Origin of the sequence: Aneurinibacillus sp. REN35 (assembly GCF_041379945.2) — a bacterium.
In the GTDB taxonomy this organism is placed as follows: Bacteria; Bacillota; Bacilli; order Aneurinibacillales; family Aneurinibacillaceae; genus Aneurinibacillus.
Window position 1 is genome coordinate 48,837 of record NZ_JBFTXJ020000018.1, and the last position, 18,310, is coordinate 67,146.

The window sequence follows — 18,310 nt, forward strand, 5'->3', positions numbered from 1 at the left end:
TGAGTGAATCCTGGTTCCTATTTTGTTCACAACAAGGAGAATATATCATGTTTCTACAATTTATGCAATGCATTTTTGCTATTTCTTGGAGAATGCTTGTATAGTATTCTACGCTTCTGCTACAAATAACTGATGAGAGAGCTTCTCTAACTGACGATCGACGTCTTCTGTGGACAGATGAGCAGCAAGACGGCCATTGCGGAAATCAAGCAGTTGATCAATCTGTACCCGAAGCCATGCAATCTGGTCCTCCACTCCTCTCGCTTCAAAGAGACGCTGAAGGTCTCCTACCGTATCCCGGTATTCAAATACAAGCGATTGACTATCGCCTTTTTGCTCAATGATTTTCATTACTTTTCCTTCGTTGTAATGATAGATCATCGTATATGACGGATAGACACGGTGGACAACTGCGCTTCCTTTGAAGCGGCGTACAGCTTGTCGCATATGGTTGGCTAATTTCGCATCCCGGATGGTATAGCCGCCCTCAAAGGTATAGGTGGCACCAACCAGTTTAAAGGACAGGGGAATCAGGCGCTCCCTATCAAATAACACGATTTCTTTCTCGCCGTTCTCATACACTCGAACTTCTGATTTAAACTCTCCGGTTTGAAACATTTCGATAAAAGACTGCAGCTGTAATGTGCTTAACTCAAGGACAAGTTTCTTGTATTCGGTGGCTACTCGTTGAGCCATACAAATCTCTCCTATACATTTTTTCCTGCTGCTATTTATTATACCGAAAATCCATAACCATTCTCCAATCGCCTGTGCTATAGAAATAGAGAGTTTTTTATAGTTATAGAGAGATAAACGCTCTATATGGCGATTGATTCTTGCTGACATACGTTATATTATGAAAAATTACATTTTACTTTGTCTCGCGCACATTTTCGCCGTATTTATCCTTTCCACACAAACAAAGCACATATTCACAGCACATGATTATCGAGAAAGGGTCACACCCGCTTCTTCGATAGCGACAGCAAGGCTGTCATCGAGAATCGCACGAAGACGAAGCGAAGCCCCTACATGATCGGCAAACGCCTGCAGCACTTGTCTATCGGCTCCACTAAGTATCGCCGCGATATATGTGCCTTCTTTTGTTTGAAGTGTGTCCACTGCATGCAGAAAGCCGGCTTCCGCAGATAAGAATGAAAGAATCCGTTGCTTTGCTGAATCCTCAGCCTGCTGCGGTACTTCGTACAATGCCACCACCGATGCAACGTGCCGTACATCCTGCGCTTCTTCTTTTACCGTACGCACGTCCCGATCCGGCACAAATGTCGTTTTGCGCACGGCATTCAAAATATCCTCAACCATCGCACTTCCTGTCGGAAGCATACCTGCCCCTTTGCCTGTAAATAATAAATCGCCTACCACATCGCCGCTCACATATACCGCATTGTACTCATTCTTCACGCCAGCTAGTTGATGTCCGTATGGTACGAGTGTCGGAGCAACACGCAGGTCATAGCCGGAACCTCTCTCTTCTGCTGCTGCAAGCAGCTTGATCCGATAGCCAAGCTTTCCGTATAATTCAATCTCTTCTCCTGTAATGGACGTAATACCAATCCGCTCGCTGCCAATGGCCTGTGCATCGACACCAAAGCACAGACGTGCGATGATTTGGATTTTATTGAACGCATCATGTCCCTCCACATCAGCCGTCGGATCGGCTTCTGCAAATCCAAGCGCCTGCGCCTGCGCCAGCACATCATCATATGGTTGCTGTTCTTCTTCCATCTTGGTTAGAATGTAATTGGTCGTTCCATTTAAAATACCGTATATACGTGTAATACGGTTTGCATTCAGCAGTTGGCTGAGCACATTGAGAATCGGGATGCCGCCGCCTACGCTTGCCTCATACAGAAGGGAGACTTGCTGCGCTTCTGCCCTATCATGCAGGTGCGCACCATATGCCGCGATCAATTCCTTATTCGCGGATACGATATGGCACTTACGGCTGATCGCTTCTTCCATATAGCCAAGAGCTGGGTCAAGCCCACCCATCGCATCCACCACAATGTCAGCCCCCCTCTCCCAGATTTCTTCAATGTCTGTCGTAAGTAGATGGTGGGGCACTTCTACTTGCCGCGGCTTCTTACGATCACGCACCAATACACCTACCACTTCAAAGCGTGCGCCTGTCTGCCTCTCAATCCGTTGTGCATGTGTACGCAGAATCGTCACAATGCCGGACCCCACTGTTCCCAGCCCAAGTAGAGCAATCTTCCATGTCTTCATCTATGTTTCCTCCTCTGTTTTTTGTTTTCGCTTATGTATAATGCCATATAAAAAAACCCTCTTCCGGAGAAGAGGGTTGGATGCATAATGTACCAGGTCCTCCTCTCATCTGCCAAAGCATCAACTATGCTTTGATGGAATTAGCACCTTTCAGGCAGCGCCTGCGGTTGCTGAAGCTTCATCGGGCCATATCCCTCCGCTTCTCTAGATAAGAGTGTCTTACTGTTATTCATTTGTTTGAATTGTAAATTATCCTACCTTGTTTTCTTAGAAATGTCAAACTTAAACTCAACCTTATCATCTGAACCAGGCAAGGATCTGGTCTATGAGATTCTTTAGGAACGTGAGAATTTCCTGTACCAGTGACTTGGCTTCCGGGTTACTATTCAGAAAATCCTGTACCTGCCCTTTATAGCTAGAAATCTGATCCAATGCTTTGTTCCAGTCGATATTAAGGTCTTGAATTTTGCGCAGAATGCTTACCAGTGATTCAATTTCAGCATCAGAGAGCTGAAGGCCCATCTGATTGGCTACGTTGCGGATCATCTCACGCAATTGATCATCCGTCATATTGCCGGTTTGCTTGGCAAGCTCGGCTTTCAGACGGGTCAAAAGTTCAGCCGCCTTCTCCTTATCACCGATTTGCTCCCCGATTTTTGCGGTGGTGACCATTTCTTCATTAGCGACTTTTTTCTGATTCTCATCAATCTTGGTGCCTGTAACCGTCTCATACGCTTTCATGATACCGGTCAACGCCGCCGTGCCGGATACACGGAATGGCGCATCAATCTTTACATTCGCATCCTTTACACCAGCAGTCGCCAGTGCATTCTCATACATGGCCTTGCTGACCCAAGTTATATTGTTTGTTTCTACATGAATGCCTTGGCCCGGCTCTGCAAGCTGAATCATTGCCGATGAAAGGGCTCGGCTCCCAATTACACTTTTGCTCAACAGACCGTCAAGATATTTATGTTCCTCTTGATTCGTTACAGTAAGCTCCTGGGCATTGCTCGGCGCTCCAAAACGACTTTGAATTTGTTGTTTCTGTGTCGATGTCAAATCTTTACCGTATGTTACGATGGTATCTCCTGGCGCTGCGTCCGCATATGCGGTCGCTGTCGTTAGAAGAAAAAGAAGCAGGGCTAAAAACAGCTTCCTCACTTCCGTCACTCCTCCCCAATGAAAAAATAGCTTGTGCATTATGAATGTATTCCCCTCACGCCAGAACAGAACACGCCCGGCGCACAATGCACCTTTGGCAGCATGTGGGGGCATTCACATCTTCTGATTATAGCACAGGAAGGAAAAGAAGAAAGAACCTTATTCCTATGCAGCCCGCATCATCGAATGCGAACAGCTGTACCTGTGGCAACACACAGCATCATGCCCTCACGCAGCGTTTCAAAATCAAGGTCGACGCCGATGATCGCATTCGCTCCGAGGCGACGTGCTTTTTCTTTCATTTCCTGCATCGCAATCTCTCTTCCTTCAGCCAGCTTATTCTCATAAGCGCCGCTTCTGCCGCCCACGATGTCTGTAATACCTGCTAGAAAGTCCCGGACGACGTTTGCCCCCATAATCGCTTCGCCTGATACAATATCAAGGTACTCTTCAATTTCTTTTCCTTGCAGCGTACTGGTCGTTGTTACAATCATATTCGATCCCTCCGTATTATATAGATGGTATTCATTGGCTTCTCATTTTACTTACGTGGAAACAAAACAAAAGGTTGCGTCCACTTCAAAGACCAACGCTCCTTTTGGCTGCCTGCTGCAATTGTTTGCGCTGCTTTTCAAAATCAGCCGCAGGCATCGGCTTACTAAAATAATAGCCCTGTACTTCATCGCAATGTTGGCGCTGCAGAAAATGAAGCTGCTCTACATCTTCTACACCTTCAGCGATTACTTCAAGCCCGAGATTATGCGCCATGGAAATAATCGTTTCCACAATACTTGCATCATTTGGGTCCGTCATAATATCGCGCACAAACGACTGGTCTATTTTCAGCCGATGGATGGCGAACTTTTTTAAATAATTGAGCGAGCTATACCCTGTTCCAAAATCATCAATACTGATCTGTACACCTAGTTCATGCAGCTGCTTCAGTGTCGGGATAGCATAGTCGACATCCATGGTCATCGTCTCGGTAATCTCTAATTCCAGACAGGAGGCATCCAGCTCTGTCTCCTCTAGAATACACCGCACTGTATCAACTAAGTTCGATGTAAGGAATTGCTGCATGGATAGATTGACAGCCACCCGGAATTTCGGCATTCCCGAACGCTGCCAGCGTTTATTCTGCATACATGCCTCGCGGAGCACCCATTCACCTATCGGCACAATCAATCCCGTCTCTTCCGCTATCGGGATAAACGTATGAGGGGGAACCAAGCCGAATTCAGGATGATGCCATCTGATCAGCGCTTCAAGCCCGCGTATGCTTCCTGTTCGCACATCTATTTGCGGTTGATAATGCAGGATAAACTCTTTATTTTTTAACGCTCGATGCATCGACGTCTCTAATAGGATGCGCTCGTGCGGTTTTTTGTACATACTCTCGGCAAAAAAAACATACTTGTTTTTTCCGTTCTCTTTCGCACAGTACATCGCCGTATCGGCATGTATCAGCAGTGTTTCTACATCCGTTCCATCCTGCGGATATACGGCCACCCCCATGCTTGCTGTAATATGAAACTCGTAGCCGCTCATATTAAACGGCTCTTTAAATACATGAAGCAAGCGATCAGCAATACAAGCAATATCCGCTTCTTTTTCAATATGAGGCAGCAGCAGAATAAATTCATCACCGCTCATTCGCGCGACGATTCCCTGTGAGGTAAGCTGATTTTGCAGCCGTATTCCCACTTCCTTCAGCAGCCTGTCGCCATTGGAGTGGCCGAGCGTATCATTTATAAGCTTAAACCGATCAAGATCAATAAACAGCACCGCCATCTGTTTTTGCTGCTGCTCCGCTTCGCCAATACAGTCAAGAACCTTGTACTTAAAATAGCGGCGGTTCGGCAAAGCCGTAAGTTCATCATGATATGCTAAATAATTGTACTTTGCTTCTGCTTCATATCGTTCAGTTATATTGCGAAACTGTCCAAAGGCACCAATCACGCGTTTATGCTGATCATGAATGGGGAGGGCATCAAATAAACACACAAATCGCTCCGATGTTTCCTTAGCATGTAAAACGATTTCAACATCTTCATATTTCTTATCATGGACAACCACATCGGAGATATATTGACCAATCGCCTCAATTTGTTCCACGTTTCTTCCGACGATCTCACAGTACCTAACTCCTGTCATTCGTTCAGCAAATTGATTAAACTCCGTCACTTTTCCTTCTCGGTCCGTAACAATAATACCGTTGCGTGCGCTATCCATCATGATATGGTGCATCATATCCAACTGACGATTCTGCCTACGCAGCTGCAGTTCCCGTTCAATAGAACCCACAACCGTTGACAGCATTGTCAATAGAAGCTCATTCTGTGCAGATATGGTTGTCATGATCGTAACCGTACCCAACAGCCGCTCCCTATCCATATAACGAAATGGGACGGTATAACATGCGTTTTCATATAGAAACTCTTGATAATGATCATCACCTACCAACTGAATCGGGCGATTCTCGCGCAGGGCTAAAGCGACAGCGTTAGTTCCAATCGCTTCTTCTGTACACTGCATTCCAACCTGTATGCCCTGGCTGGAAATCAATGATTGAATGGCTTGATCTCCTTCAATATGAAGAATAAAACCTCTTTCATCAGTAACGATGAAAAGAATAGGTGCATCTTGTAGCATATGTGTCATCTGTTGGAAAAACTGCTGAACCACAGACAGGATTTCCTCATATTCCGCTTGTTTCCTTGTCAATTCTGCGCGGCTCATCATTGGAGAAAAACAAACGGTTCTAGCATGTGCTTCCACCTTCCGGCATCTCTCCCAAGATTCTATAATATAAGATGGTTTCTTTTTTTTCTCAAACATTCCATTTCCTTTCTTCTCTCTGATGATAATGAAAATCAATCTAAACCCCTACTCTTTTCATTATATCTTTCGATTCAGTCCATGTAATGCATAATCATTAATTTATTGCCATTTCCTCCATAAAATACTACAAAGGATATAGCATCCACATGGCAAACGACAAAAAAACAAGCAGAAGCCGAACAAAATCTGCCCGACTCCTGCTTGTTTTCGTTATAACGTTCTCTTCTTCACGCAAATCGCATCCTGCTCCACATCTACAGAGATGTGCTTGACATCCTCTTCCTCAATCACCACATCTGCGATACCATCTTCTACGTACTGCTGGATCATTCGACGCAGCGGCCGAGCACCAAAGGACGGATCATAGCCGAGTTCAGCCAACTTTTCCTTTGCCTCTTCTGTTACGGTGATGTCCATTCCCTGCTCTTTCAAATTCATTACGACATCTTGCAGCATCAAATCAACAATGTGCAGTAAATCCTCTTTGCCGAGCTGACGGAAGGAAACCACGCCATCGAACCGGTTCAGAAATTCAGGTCGGAAATACGATGCAAGAGAAGCCATGACGTCAGTCTCCTGCGGTGCGTTCTCTGCGCCAAATCCTACCGTAATCTTCTTCTCTGTTACACCTGCATTGCTTGTGGCAATAATGACTGTGTCTTTAAAGGCTACGGTGCGTCCCTGACTATCGGTTAAGCGTCCATCCTCAAGGATTTGCAGGAACATATTCTGCACATCCGGGTGCGCCTTCTCAATCTCATCGAGCAGAATAATGCTGTATGGGTTGCGGCGGACACGCTCAGTCAGTTGTCCCGCTTCCTCGTGACCCACATAACCCGGAGGAGAACCAATTAGTTTGGAAACGGAATGCTTCTCCATATATTCACTCATATCAAGCCGAATCATGGACTCTTTCGTACCGAACAACTCTTCTGCAAGGACCTTTGTCAGCTCTGTTTTACCAACACCGGTTGGTCCGACAAACAGGAAAGAGGCAATCGGGCGATTTTTCGGCTTCAATCCGGCACGGCTGCGGCGGATCGCTTTTGCCACCTGGCTAACCGCGTGAGACTGGCCGATGACTTTGCTCTCTAGCTTTTGCGCCAGATGCTTCATTTTTTGCTGCTCATCGCTCTGCAGCTTCTTCACAGGAATGCCTGTCTTACGTTCAATGATTGCCTGAATGTCTTCTACTGTCACAGCCGCTTGCTGCTTATTGTCCTCCATCTCATCAAGCTGCGCCAGCAGATGGTTCTCTTCATCCCGCAGACGAGCAGCGCGTTCATACTCCTCTTTGGCTGTCGCTTCCTTCTTCTCCTCGCTCACTTGCGCAAGTCGCGCCCGCATCTCTTCTGTCGTCTTTCCTGAGGTGCGAAGATTCACTTTTGAGCCTGCTTCATCAAGCAGATCTATTGCTTTATCCGGCAGGAAGCGGTCCTGAATATAACGATGTGACAGTTCCACGCAGGCACGGATCACTTCATCAGAGTAGGACACTTGATGATAGGACTCATATTTTACGCGCAGACCCTGTAGAATCTGCAGCGCTTCCTCTACGGTCGGCTCCTTGACCATCACCGGCTGGAACCGGCGCTCAAGCGCGGCGTCTTTTTCGATGGTTCGATATTCTTTGAGCGTCGTGGCTCCGATTACCTGCAGTTCTCCGCGGGCGAGCGCAGGTTTTAGTATGTTGCCTGCATCCATGGAGCCTTCGGCTGACCCCGCACCGACCAGCAGATGAATTTCGTCGATAAACAAGATGACATTCTTTCGACCTTGCAACTCTGCAATAATCTGCTTCATCTTCTCTTCAAATTGGCCGCGGATGCCGGTACCTGCGACAAGGGAAGCCACATCCAGCAGGTAGACCACTTTTCCCTTCAACTTAGCAGGGACTTGTCCTTCCGCGATTTTTAATGCCAAGCCTTCTGCAATCGCGGTCTTCCCAACACCCGGTTCTCCAATCAATACCGGATTGTTCTTATTGCGGCGGTTAAGAATTTCAATAACGCGCTCAATCTCTTCATCACGGCCAATCACCGGGTCGATAAGTCCAGCTTTTGCCGCATCGCTGACATTGCGTCCTACATCATCGAGAATTCCACCGTCCTGTCCATGGGATTGCGACTTCAGATTTCCTTGGGTCATGGACGGATCTTCCGGCATTCCTTGACCTTTGAAGAATTGATCAAATCCAGAAACGTTCGGGAATACACCTGATGGCATCCCTGTTCCTGCTTTACTTCCGAGTTTTGTATAGCACTCATGGCACAGGTATAACTTATGCACATGCTGTTGTTGTTGAATGTTCAAGAATACATTTGCTTGTTTTTGGTGGCATCGTTGACAAAGCATACATCATACCTCCTCTATTTATCGTCATTTTGACTTTGACTTTCTTTGATCTATTATCATTATACTTTGACCTTATCTGACTTTCAATAGAAAAATAAATAAAAATATACTCATACTATTCTGTTATTTCACGTTTGTTAATGGGGTTCATCCTGCTACCACTTGTCCGCAGTCCATTTTCTTATGGATGTAAGGCAGCAAAAAAGCGGAGAGCCGCCATACAGGCATCTCCCCGCTTTTCTTATTTTACGTCCGTTTTTTGTAGCTGCTGCCGCAACTCTTCTACGCTTGTCACAGGCGCCTGGCAGGCAAAATTCTCACATACGTATGCAGTGGCCCGACCATCCTGTACGGTCTTATCCGCCAACATCGGTGCAAGTGAGCGAGCTTTTTCTCGTATCTCGTCTGTTACTACGGATACGACAGCGTTTGGCATGTAATGGTTCCGTACTTCTCGGACCATCTTCTCGGCCGCTTCTCGGTTCGGTGCCGCAATCACGATTTCTTGTGCCGGACCAAATAAAAATTGCACCGCCAACATAAAGTACGCATGGGCCTGCGGATGAAGCGCCGCATCACCTGCGAGCGCCTCCATATGCGCGTCTGCCATACGTACGATCTCCTCCTGACCCGTAAGACGGGAGAGACGAAGGAGATTCAATGCGGCTACAGAATTGCCGGACGGCATCGCGCCATCATACAACTCCTTCGGACGCATAAACAGCTCTTCACTGTCGCTTCCATAAAAATAAAACGCACCGTCTGTCTCATCCCAAAACAATTCGATCTGACGCTGCTGCAGCTCCAACGCATAAGCCAGATAATCCAGCTCAAAGGTCGCTTCATACAGTTCAAGCAAGCCCCAGATCATAAACGCATAATCATCCAAATAACCGAGGAACGCAGTATCGCCGTCCCGGTACCTCGCCATCAAGCGTCCATCTGTCCGCTGCAGCTTGTTTTGTATGAACTGGGTGGCCTTCGCGGCCGCTTCCGTATACATCGACTCATCAAGCACGACCGCACCGCGCGCCAAAGCGGCGATCATCAGTCCATTCCAGGCGGTAAGGATCTTATCATCCTTATGCGGATGGATGCGCTTCTCCCGTGCGTCAAATAATTTTCCTCGGCACTTTTCGATAAACGATTTCAGTTCGCCATGCGTCATGCCTTCTCCCTGTACCGCTTCGGCAAGTGATTTATGGACAAGGTTCGGAATGCTGGTGCTATGTTCAAAATTGCCGTAATCCATGATGTCATAGATACGGTTGAAACGGGCGCCGTCTTCTTCACCAAGAATGGCATGTACTTCTTCCGGCCGCCATACATAGAACTTGCCCTCTTCCCCTTCTGAATCCGCATCTTCCGCCGAATAGAAGCCGCCTTCCGCATCCGTCATATCCCGCAGCACATACGTAAAAATCTGCCGAGCTACCTCCGCATACTCCTCTTCTCCGGTCGCCTGGTATGCATCCAGGTAGATCAGCGCCAGCAGCGCATTGTCATACAGCATCTTCTCAAAATGCGGCACAAGCCATTGCTGATCGACCGAATACCTCGCAAAGCCAAATCCGATATGATCATACATGCCGCCCCGGCGCATCCCATCTAGTGTCTTTGTCACCATGTCCAGCGCTTTTGCTTCACCGCTCAGCTTCCAATGCCGCAGAAGGAATGACAGGTTATGCGGCGATGGGAACTTTGGCGCCTGTCCAAATCCGCCATATCGGGAATCGAACGTGCTTTCATACTGCTTATATGCTTCTGTGAGCGTTTTTTCGGTTAATTCTCCGCTGCCTCTTGTGCTAATCGCATGTTCCTGCAAGGCCTGAACAATTTTCTGTCCAGTGCTCGATACCCGCTCCCGGTCCTCATCCCATTTTCCGCGAATTTGCTTAAGTACATCCATCAGGCCCGGCCGGCCGTGTCGGCTTTCCTTTGGGAAGTAGGTGCCTGCGAAGAACGGTTCCTTGTTCGGTGTCATAATAACGGTGAGCGGCCACCCGCCTTGTCCAGTTAAAGCTTGGCAGACTGTCATGTAGATTTGATCAATGTCGGGACGCTCTTCACGATCTACTTTAATGGGGATGTACTGTTCATTGAGAAGATTGGCAACTTCCTGATCCTCAAAGCTTTCTCGTTCCATGACGTGGCACCAGTGGCACGTTGAATAGCCTATCGAAAGAAAGATTGGCTTATTTTCTTTATGCGCTTTTTCAAACGCCTCTTCTCCCCATGGATACCAATCAACCGGGTTGTAGGCGTGCTGCAGTAAGTAAGGTGACTTTTCATGGATCAGGCGATTCGGATTTCCGTTTTCATGGGTTGCGCTCATTATGTACCTCCCAACAGGATTCTCTTTCCTCTAGTATATACACAATGATGGAATGATTAACACAATTTGTCTTTACTAAACTGTGATCGAGAATCTTTGTCCAAGACGTCCTTCTAAACTATACAGATGAACCTACGAACAAAGAGTTTAAGTTGAGCTGCTTTTTATTCTCGACTTAACTTATTGGTCGTAATGCCAGGTCATTTTCTTATAAAAAAATCATAGAGCCTGTATTAGGGTAAGACTTTGCGGCCTATCTTACATCATGCCGCCCATCAAACAACCTGTAAAACTTTAAAAAATCGCTTTAAAGAATGGTTTGATATCAATGTTTTTGGAATTTATTTTAAATAGCATTGAGTCATAATGAAAAGTACTATGAAAAAAAGTATGAGTTTTTCACTCATTGATAAGTCAGATAAGCTAGGTGGCTTAGTGTTAATAACATTATCAGCGTACTAGTCTGTATTAGTCTGATACATCTGTTTATAGGTAATAACAGCAGCAATAATTTTCTTTTGCTTAACTTATCCTCTTAGTTCAAGGAATACATTTTCTTTGATCATTGAGGCGGTTGAAGAAAGCTGTGTAGTACCTGTCTGTTTGTATTTTCTTTGTTGAATTATCTCCCTTTAAGGCATTCTCAGAGGAAACATACGCGCTATATTCAATTGCTTTACATTCAATTAAGAAAATATGATCTTCAAAAACAAGCATATAATCACATATTTTTTTGTCTGTATATCTTCTTAGTTGCTTTTCATTAAATATCTGAGCTGCTGGTATGAAAAATTTCAACAATTGATGAACGTAACGTTCAAAGGCATCTCCAAATTCCTTTCCAAAATCTCCGGGGATTTCTTTTTTACATATATCAAATATGCCTTCAATTACCTTTCTCATAAGCAATTCTTTATGAATAGACAAATAGTGAGAATCATTTATCTTTAGTAGGGGCTTATCCAGAAAAGCTCCCTGAATATAAGTATCAAAGAAAAGCGCTTGAGTTTGCCCTACTTCTTTTCTTTTCTATATTCTGATTATACTTTTTCACTTCATTAGGTGTTATCGAATTTATTTCGAAAAAGTATTTTATGGCCTCATCTTTTATGAATTTCTTGTTAGCACTTGTAAAATATTCTTTGGTAGTAATTTTAGGCTTTTTTTATTAATACTAGCGTGAACACCGAAGCCCGTTAGTTTGATGTTCTATTCGGGTTGTCCTTTCCGTCCCATCTTTTTGCCGTCTTTCATCGCTCTTTTTTCGCCTTCCCCTGTCCAGAAAAAAAGTGTCTAAAACTTTTTTAATTTTAGACACTCTGAATTTAAGGTGCTTCCAAGATTCTTTCAGAATTTTTTCCAATAAAATAAACTCTCATATAGCTAGATCTTAACAATAATTTTCTTAACGTTAAATATATAGTTGTTTTACATCTGTTACGACTTTATAATGAACATCCTCTAGGCTATTAAAGTGCGCTTGACCACAATCAATTTTCATATTTTCTGTTCCACGCCGCTCTTCTTCTTCTTCTGATCCTTTTGTTTCAGCAATAAAATAAATTCTATCTTCACTATCTTCTTCCTTTACAATTGCCCAATCGGGATTGTAAGTTCCAATTGGCGTATTTATCTTAAACCAATTAGGTAACTTTAAATAGAATTTTATTTCACGTGTCCTCTCTAACTGTTCAGCAAACATTCGTTCAACAGCAGAATCTACTTCAATGCCGTCATAAATTGATTTTGTATTTGAAGTATTAACAACTCGTAATATATAACTTTCAATTTCTTTACTTTCAAATAGTTGCATCTCATAATAGCCATCTTGAATACGCTCATATTTAATTCCACGGACCATTAACTTCGTTAAAACCGTTTGAATATCGTGGATAGCCTGCTCAATAAACCGTTGTGGATTAATAAATAATTGTTCATAATTCTGAGCACGTTGTAGAATCTCAATAATCGTGCTGCGTTTTAATTGCGTTACACCTTGAATAGCATCAACAATATTAGGAATTGATAATCCTGTTACTTGTATATTTTTACTTGCTTCTTTATTAGCATTTCCTGAAATGCCTTCTTTTGTTACATTCATGTCAACGTCGAACACACGGATTTTTGGACGCTGCAATCTTATCGATGCTATACGGGAAGATGCATTATCAATTAATTCTTCAGTATCAAAATTTACCGAGTACTTAGTTTTTTGTTTAATTTTGTCCCATATCTCTAAAAACGCTGTGTTCTCTTTCCACTTTGGCAGTAATTTCACTAATCTTTTTTCACGATTATTATCCACCATAGATTTCTCAAAAGCATATCCTGAATCCTGCATTTCAGTTTGCAGGGCCCTTGCAAAGTCCTCATAGTGTTCATTAGCTATAATAGTTAACCGATTGATTTGCATATCTGTACACCGGGTTCCGGATTCATTTACTGGGAGTCTTAGTCCTCGCCCCAATTCTTGGCGTTTCTTAATCTCAGAAAATGTTTCGTTGAGTGTGCAAATTTGAAAAACATTTGGATTATCCCATCCCTCACGTAACGCTGAATGGCTAAAAATAAATCGAATTGGCTCTTTTAAAGAAAGCAACTTTTCTTTATCTCGCATAATCTTATTATAAGTCTCATCATCTGGTTTAGTGTTGCCTGATGTATCTTTAGGTTTATTTCTATCTTGTGAAAAATAACTTCCCTGCGCACTTTTGGCATCTGGCAGAGACATTTCTTTAAATTCTTCTTCATTTTTAATATGTTCATAGAGCTCATAGAACCATTGACGTATCTTCCCATCTTCATTAGCATAATTCGCTACTTTATCAATAAACACTAGCGATAATACTTTTAAACGTTGCCCCTCAGGAAGCTGTCGTACAGCCTTTTCTTTCCGAAAGTGAGCACGTATTGTCTCTTCCAATTGTACTTTCATCATTTCATCTCTATCTACACCAGAAATTTCTCCCTTCCTAACAGTTATTCCATTAGAAAAGCGAATCCATTGCTCACTATGGTGTATTCTCTCAACTATATATCCTTGATACAAATGACGTCCGTTACTTTTATCATACAGATCGTCTTTTGATTTCACAGAGATTTTTTTTCGTTTAACAGACCCATCTTTTTGTAGTTGGTCGATTATCAATTGAGCTGATACAGTTGTTTTATTTGCTTTGGTCTCTTTTAATTCAATATACGGCTTGTTAAAATCTTCCTCCGACACAACCGATGTGACACCAATTCTTTTTACTAGTTTTAAATCGTAAGCTTTGACTGGATCAAGACGATAAAGAAGCTGGTAAGTATTTTTGTGAGTCGCAGAATAACGTAATTTCACAAGTGGATTTAAAGATTTTATCGCTAGTTTACTGTTTTCGTTCTCCATATTCTGTGGCTCATCCATGATAATTATTGGCTGTGTCTGTTGAATAAATTTAATAGGCTCTAAGCCACCCATATCTTCACTTGGTCTATTAATTATATTTGCTTCTCGGTTAAACGAATCTAGATTCATAATCATAATTTGCAGTGTATTAGATTGCGCAAACTGACGTAGCATTGTTAACTTTTTTGAATCATAAATATAAGAATCGTATTGTACATTGTCATAAATTTTTTTAAAATGATCACGCATCAATTCTAATGACTTCTGTACCCCTTCTCTAATTGCAACCGATGGCACTACGATAATAAATTTACTAAATCCATATTTCTGATGTAGCTCAATAATAGTCCGTAAATACACATATGTTTTACCGGTTCCTGTCTCCATTTCAATTGAGAAGTCATAGCTTTGAATGTCTTCTACGCTTTGAGCTGTTACATTTATTTTATTATCTTGTTGGACATTCCTTACGTTTTCAAGGAGTGCTTCATCACTAAGGACCAATTGATTAGCTCTTCCAAGAGAACCTTCGAGAGTTTGTTGACCTGGAAGAGAAAGCTGAAAATGATATTGAGTATTAGGTTGTCCTTTAAATAATTCTAAGACTGATTTAATTGCTTCGAGCTGGTGATGCTGATCGTCTACAAATTTAATTTCCATATTTATTCCCCTTAAATAGTACGGAACTCAATACTTTGCTCTTTTAGCTGAAGTTCAAAATTTTTCTTTTCATCGTCTGAATTGAATGCTTCATCGAGTATCCAAACTTGTGATAGATTCATTTCTTTTATTTCTCTTAGTAAGTTAGACGATAACTTATCTCGATTAACGTAAATTAGAATGGTATGCCCTTCTTGCTCAACCTTAAAGAAATAGCTACCTTCAAAATCATGTTTTTCAATTCTAGCCGTTAATTCGAAACCACTTTTTAATAGAACTTCATACATTACATCCTCTGACGTTCTACCAACCTTAATAGGATCTTTCCATGCTTCTATTTGTATTGAAAGCTGTTCAGGAGTAGCTACGTTGTGGTCCCATTTATTAAAGTTGCTTGAATCCAAAGTAAAATACTTATATTTAGTCGGCTCTCCTAATTTCTCTGAAGCTCTTTCAATTCGTTCTCGTGTGATATCTATTATTGTATTGAAATTCTCATGTTCAACTTTCTCAGGTAACTGCACTAAGATATATTTCCGATGCCCTTCGTCTTCTTTGTTCAATTCCATAACAGCGTGTGCAGTTGTACCAGAACCGGCAAAGAAATCCATTATGATATCATCTTTTTCCGTAAATTGATCTAATAATTTCTTTATTAAAGTTAAAGGCTTAGGATATGTGAAAAAGCTATCTCCAATCAAATCTTTTAAGATTCTAGTACCCTCTTCGTTTTTCGGCGACTCAATTTGGTACTTGTCTTCAAGTTTTTCTTCTTGATTTGAAGTTTTCTTCTCAATTATCCAGGTTGATAATGGTTTCCTTTCCCTTTTAGCATCTTCAGGATAACTTTTCAACCTAGGACTAGTCATATTACGATCAGGAAAATCTTCCGGAAATAAAACTTTTCCTTCTTTGATTTTTTCTTCCATCGTCGGTGGGTAGTATGCCCATACCCTGCCTTCTGGAGGGTAATAACCCGTTCCTGTTTCTGGATGTCTCAGTTCATACCATTGTCCAGGTCTCATACTTTTATTCATACCTACAGTTAGTGGCATACTAGCAAATAGACGACCATTTTCGTCAGGGATACTATACTTTGACATATCACGCTCGTCGCCTTTTATATAAACTTCTTGAGGATTTTTAGAATAAGCTAATACATATTCGTGATCGGCTGAAATCCATGAAGAAGACATACTCGAACCAATACGCCTCCGCCATACAAAAGTTGCCAAATGACCTTCTTCTCCAAAAATTTCATCCATTACTTCTTTTAGATGACCATATTCATTATCGTCAATTGAAACTAAAATTACGCCATTGTCAGTCAATAGGTTACGAGCAACTACTATTCGCGGGTATATCATATTTAACCATTTAGAGTGTTTCCGGCCCGATAACTCTATATCACTTGAAATTATCTGTCCTTCATTATCTATTTGCTGTGTCTGTTCAAGATAACTTCTTATCGGATCGCTATAGTCATCTTGATAGACAAGGTCGTTACCCGTATTATAAGGAGGGTCGATGTATATGACTTTAATCTTTCCGTAGTAAGATTTTTGAAGTAATTTTAAAGCCTCAAAATTGTCACCTTCAATTATGATGTTATCAGCGTTATCATAGTTGGATGATTTATCTATAACCGGGCGTAAAGTTCCTTCACTAATTGTCTGGGTCGATTTAATCGCTTTAGATTTCCCTAACCATTGAAGTCCAAACTTCTCTACCTCTTTATCTGCATCAATTCCTAACAATGATTTAAGCATGTCAAAATTTAATTGATTATCCTGAAATGCTGAAGGCACTATACCTTTAAGTTTAGTTAGAATATCTTCTACATTTGAAAATGAATCATTTCTTATCATTACAATTCCTCCATAGTCTCTAAATGCTGATAATTGTTATAGGGTTAACAATTACACAATCTATTGGATATTCTCTTATCCGTTTTTTTGTAATTAATTCAGGCTTTTTCTTTTTATAGTATCTAATGTTAAGCCCTCGCCGTTCTTCCACTCAATCCATCCATTAGCATTTCTCCCGAGTACAATAGCAGCGGCTCGACTTGGTGAAGTAAATAAATAATCTTTTTGAAAAAGGTACTTTTCCTCACAGAGAGAAACTATCTTATCTTGTATAAGGCCCTCTCTTATTGTGATTAAATAGGAATGAATACTTTTTGAATTACTTTTAGACATTTGCGAACCTTTAAATACAACAAATCCTTCTTCACTATATTCGCCTTTTGCCTCTAGTCCCTTTCCCCTGCAATAAAAAATGTTGTTTTTCTCCTCTTCTTCGGTTGTCTCTTTCGTTTTTCTCAATTCATCTAGAATAGGATAGCCAAAGGTAGACAATAAAACCTTCAATGTTTCAAAAATGTCAATTAAATCGTATTTTCTCCATTCTGGAACAAACGAGCTTACAGGGATGGTTTGATCTAATTTATAACGGTTCACCTCTTGAGCTTTTTCAAAAGATAACCGTTCTAAAAATTTCACGTCAGTTTTTGTAAATTGATTTTGATTATTGTTATTAACAATAATAATAGCAACTTCCCAAAAGTCTTTCTCACGATTATGTTGTTTAAGACGTTCAAAGCAGTTTTCAGCTTCCCCTATATAAGCTTTTAATGTAGCTTCATCCTCTTCTTGTCCAAAAAGGAAATATAGTCCGACATTCATAACTTCAGGACGTTTACTTGCTTCGTTTAATTTGTTTCTTGGAATAAATACTGCCTGCACGGTTCTATTTGTAATCTCGGCTATTTTAATTCCCGTGGGTGATCCAAATGGTAAAAAAATCTGTATTGTTCTTCCTTGCATATCAAACACTTCCTTTTTTCTTGTTAGGTGTGTTTTTTTACTTTTTAGTTTAACCGTATTTATTGTACCAGAACTAAGCTTAATCATTTCTCATTCATACGTACGCTAATTAGATCCACTCCGCCTACCCAAGGAACATATTATTCAAACTTTTATCATCACCAATAATATACATTTTTTTGTAACGTCATGAATGTTTTCCCGAATAACCATTTGAGGAATTGTGATCAGAAAAGTTCCATTCGGAGGTATATCTATTATTATCGATTTCCACCTTGAAAATCGGTATTTACCTTTTCCTTTCTTATAAACACTCAATAATTTCTTAATAGTTATGGTCTATTATTTGGATCGCTATCTGTTCAATGAAACAAGAGACTACCTGCTCATAATTTTCAATTTACCACAAAAATAAATGAAATTTTATTAATGATCATAATCAGGGGTGTTGATTATCCAGTTTCAGACAAACCCCTCCCGTACAACTGTTTG

11 protein-coding genes and 1 riboswitch are annotated in these 18,310 nt (G+C 41.8%); all 11 genes read right to left on the reverse strand.

Going from position 1 to position 18,310, the window contains the following annotated elements; translation table 11 throughout:
* Positions 1–108: 108 nt before the first annotated feature.
* A complete protein-coding gene (locus AB3351_RS21675; protein WP_371149204.1) occupies positions 109–696 on the reverse strand; it encodes a non-ribosomal peptide synthetase module in 588 nt (195 codons plus the stop codon).
* Between the two features lie 249 nt (positions 697–945).
* Positions 946–2,247 (reverse strand): homoserine dehydrogenase, encoded by a 1,302-nt coding sequence (locus AB3351_RS21680; RefSeq protein WP_371149205.1) that lies wholly within the window; start codon positions 2,245–2,247, stop codon positions 946–948.
* Between the two features lie 102 nt (positions 2,248–2,349).
* A riboswitch (SAM riboswitch) is annotated at positions 2,350–2,462 on the reverse strand.
* 82 nt (positions 2,463–2,544) lie between these two features.
* Positions 2,545–3,450, reverse strand: a complete 906-nt coding sequence (locus AB3351_RS21685; RefSeq protein ID WP_371149206.1) for a DUF1002 domain-containing protein — start codon at positions 3,448–3,450, stop codon at positions 2,545–2,547.
* A gap of 140 nt (positions 3,451–3,590) precedes the next feature.
* On the reverse strand, positions 3,591–3,905 hold the full coding sequence (locus tag AB3351_RS21690; RefSeq protein ID WP_371149207.1) for a YbjQ family protein: 315 nt from the start codon (positions 3,903–3,905) through the stop codon (positions 3,591–3,593).
* Between the two features lie 85 nt (positions 3,906–3,990).
* Positions 3,991–6,189: a putative bifunctional diguanylate cyclase/phosphodiesterase gene (locus AB3351_RS21695; RefSeq protein ID WP_371149208.1), complete on the reverse strand. Its 2,199-nt coding sequence runs from the start codon at positions 6,187–6,189 to the stop codon at positions 3,991–3,993.
* A 273-nt stretch (positions 6,190–6,462) separates the two neighbouring features.
* Positions 6,463–8,607 carry an ATP-dependent Clp protease ATP-binding subunit gene (locus AB3351_RS21700; RefSeq protein WP_371149209.1) on the reverse strand — a complete coding sequence of 715 codons (2,145 nt, stop codon included), beginning with the start codon at positions 8,605–8,607 and terminating at the stop codon, positions 6,463–6,465.
* 241 nt (positions 8,608–8,848) lie between these two features.
* A complete protein-coding gene (locus AB3351_RS21705) occupies positions 8,849–10,942 on the reverse strand; it encodes a thioredoxin domain-containing protein (RefSeq protein ID WP_371149210.1) in 2,094 nt (697 codons plus the stop codon).
* A 540-nt stretch (positions 10,943–11,482) separates the two neighbouring features.
* Positions 11,483–11,845, reverse strand: a complete 363-nt coding sequence (locus AB3351_RS21710; protein WP_371149211.1) for a hypothetical protein — start codon at positions 11,843–11,845, stop codon at positions 11,483–11,485.
* 508 nt (positions 11,846–12,353) lie between these two features.
* On the reverse strand, positions 12,354–14,990 hold the full coding sequence (locus tag AB3351_RS21715; RefSeq protein ID WP_371149212.1) for a restriction endonuclease: 2,637 nt from the start codon (positions 14,988–14,990) through the stop codon (positions 12,354–12,356).
* A gap of 11 nt (positions 14,991–15,001) precedes the next feature.
* A complete protein-coding gene (locus tag AB3351_RS21720; protein WP_371149213.1) occupies positions 15,002–16,858 on the reverse strand; it encodes a site-specific DNA-methyltransferase in 1,857 nt (618 codons plus the stop codon).
* 93 nt (positions 16,859–16,951) lie between these two features.
* The gene (locus AB3351_RS21725) at positions 16,952–17,818 is read right to left on the reverse strand and encodes a GIY-YIG nuclease family protein (protein WP_371149214.1); all 867 of its coding nucleotides are present in this window, start codon (positions 17,816–17,818) and stop codon (positions 16,952–16,954) included.
* Positions 17,819–18,310 lie beyond the last annotated feature (492 nt).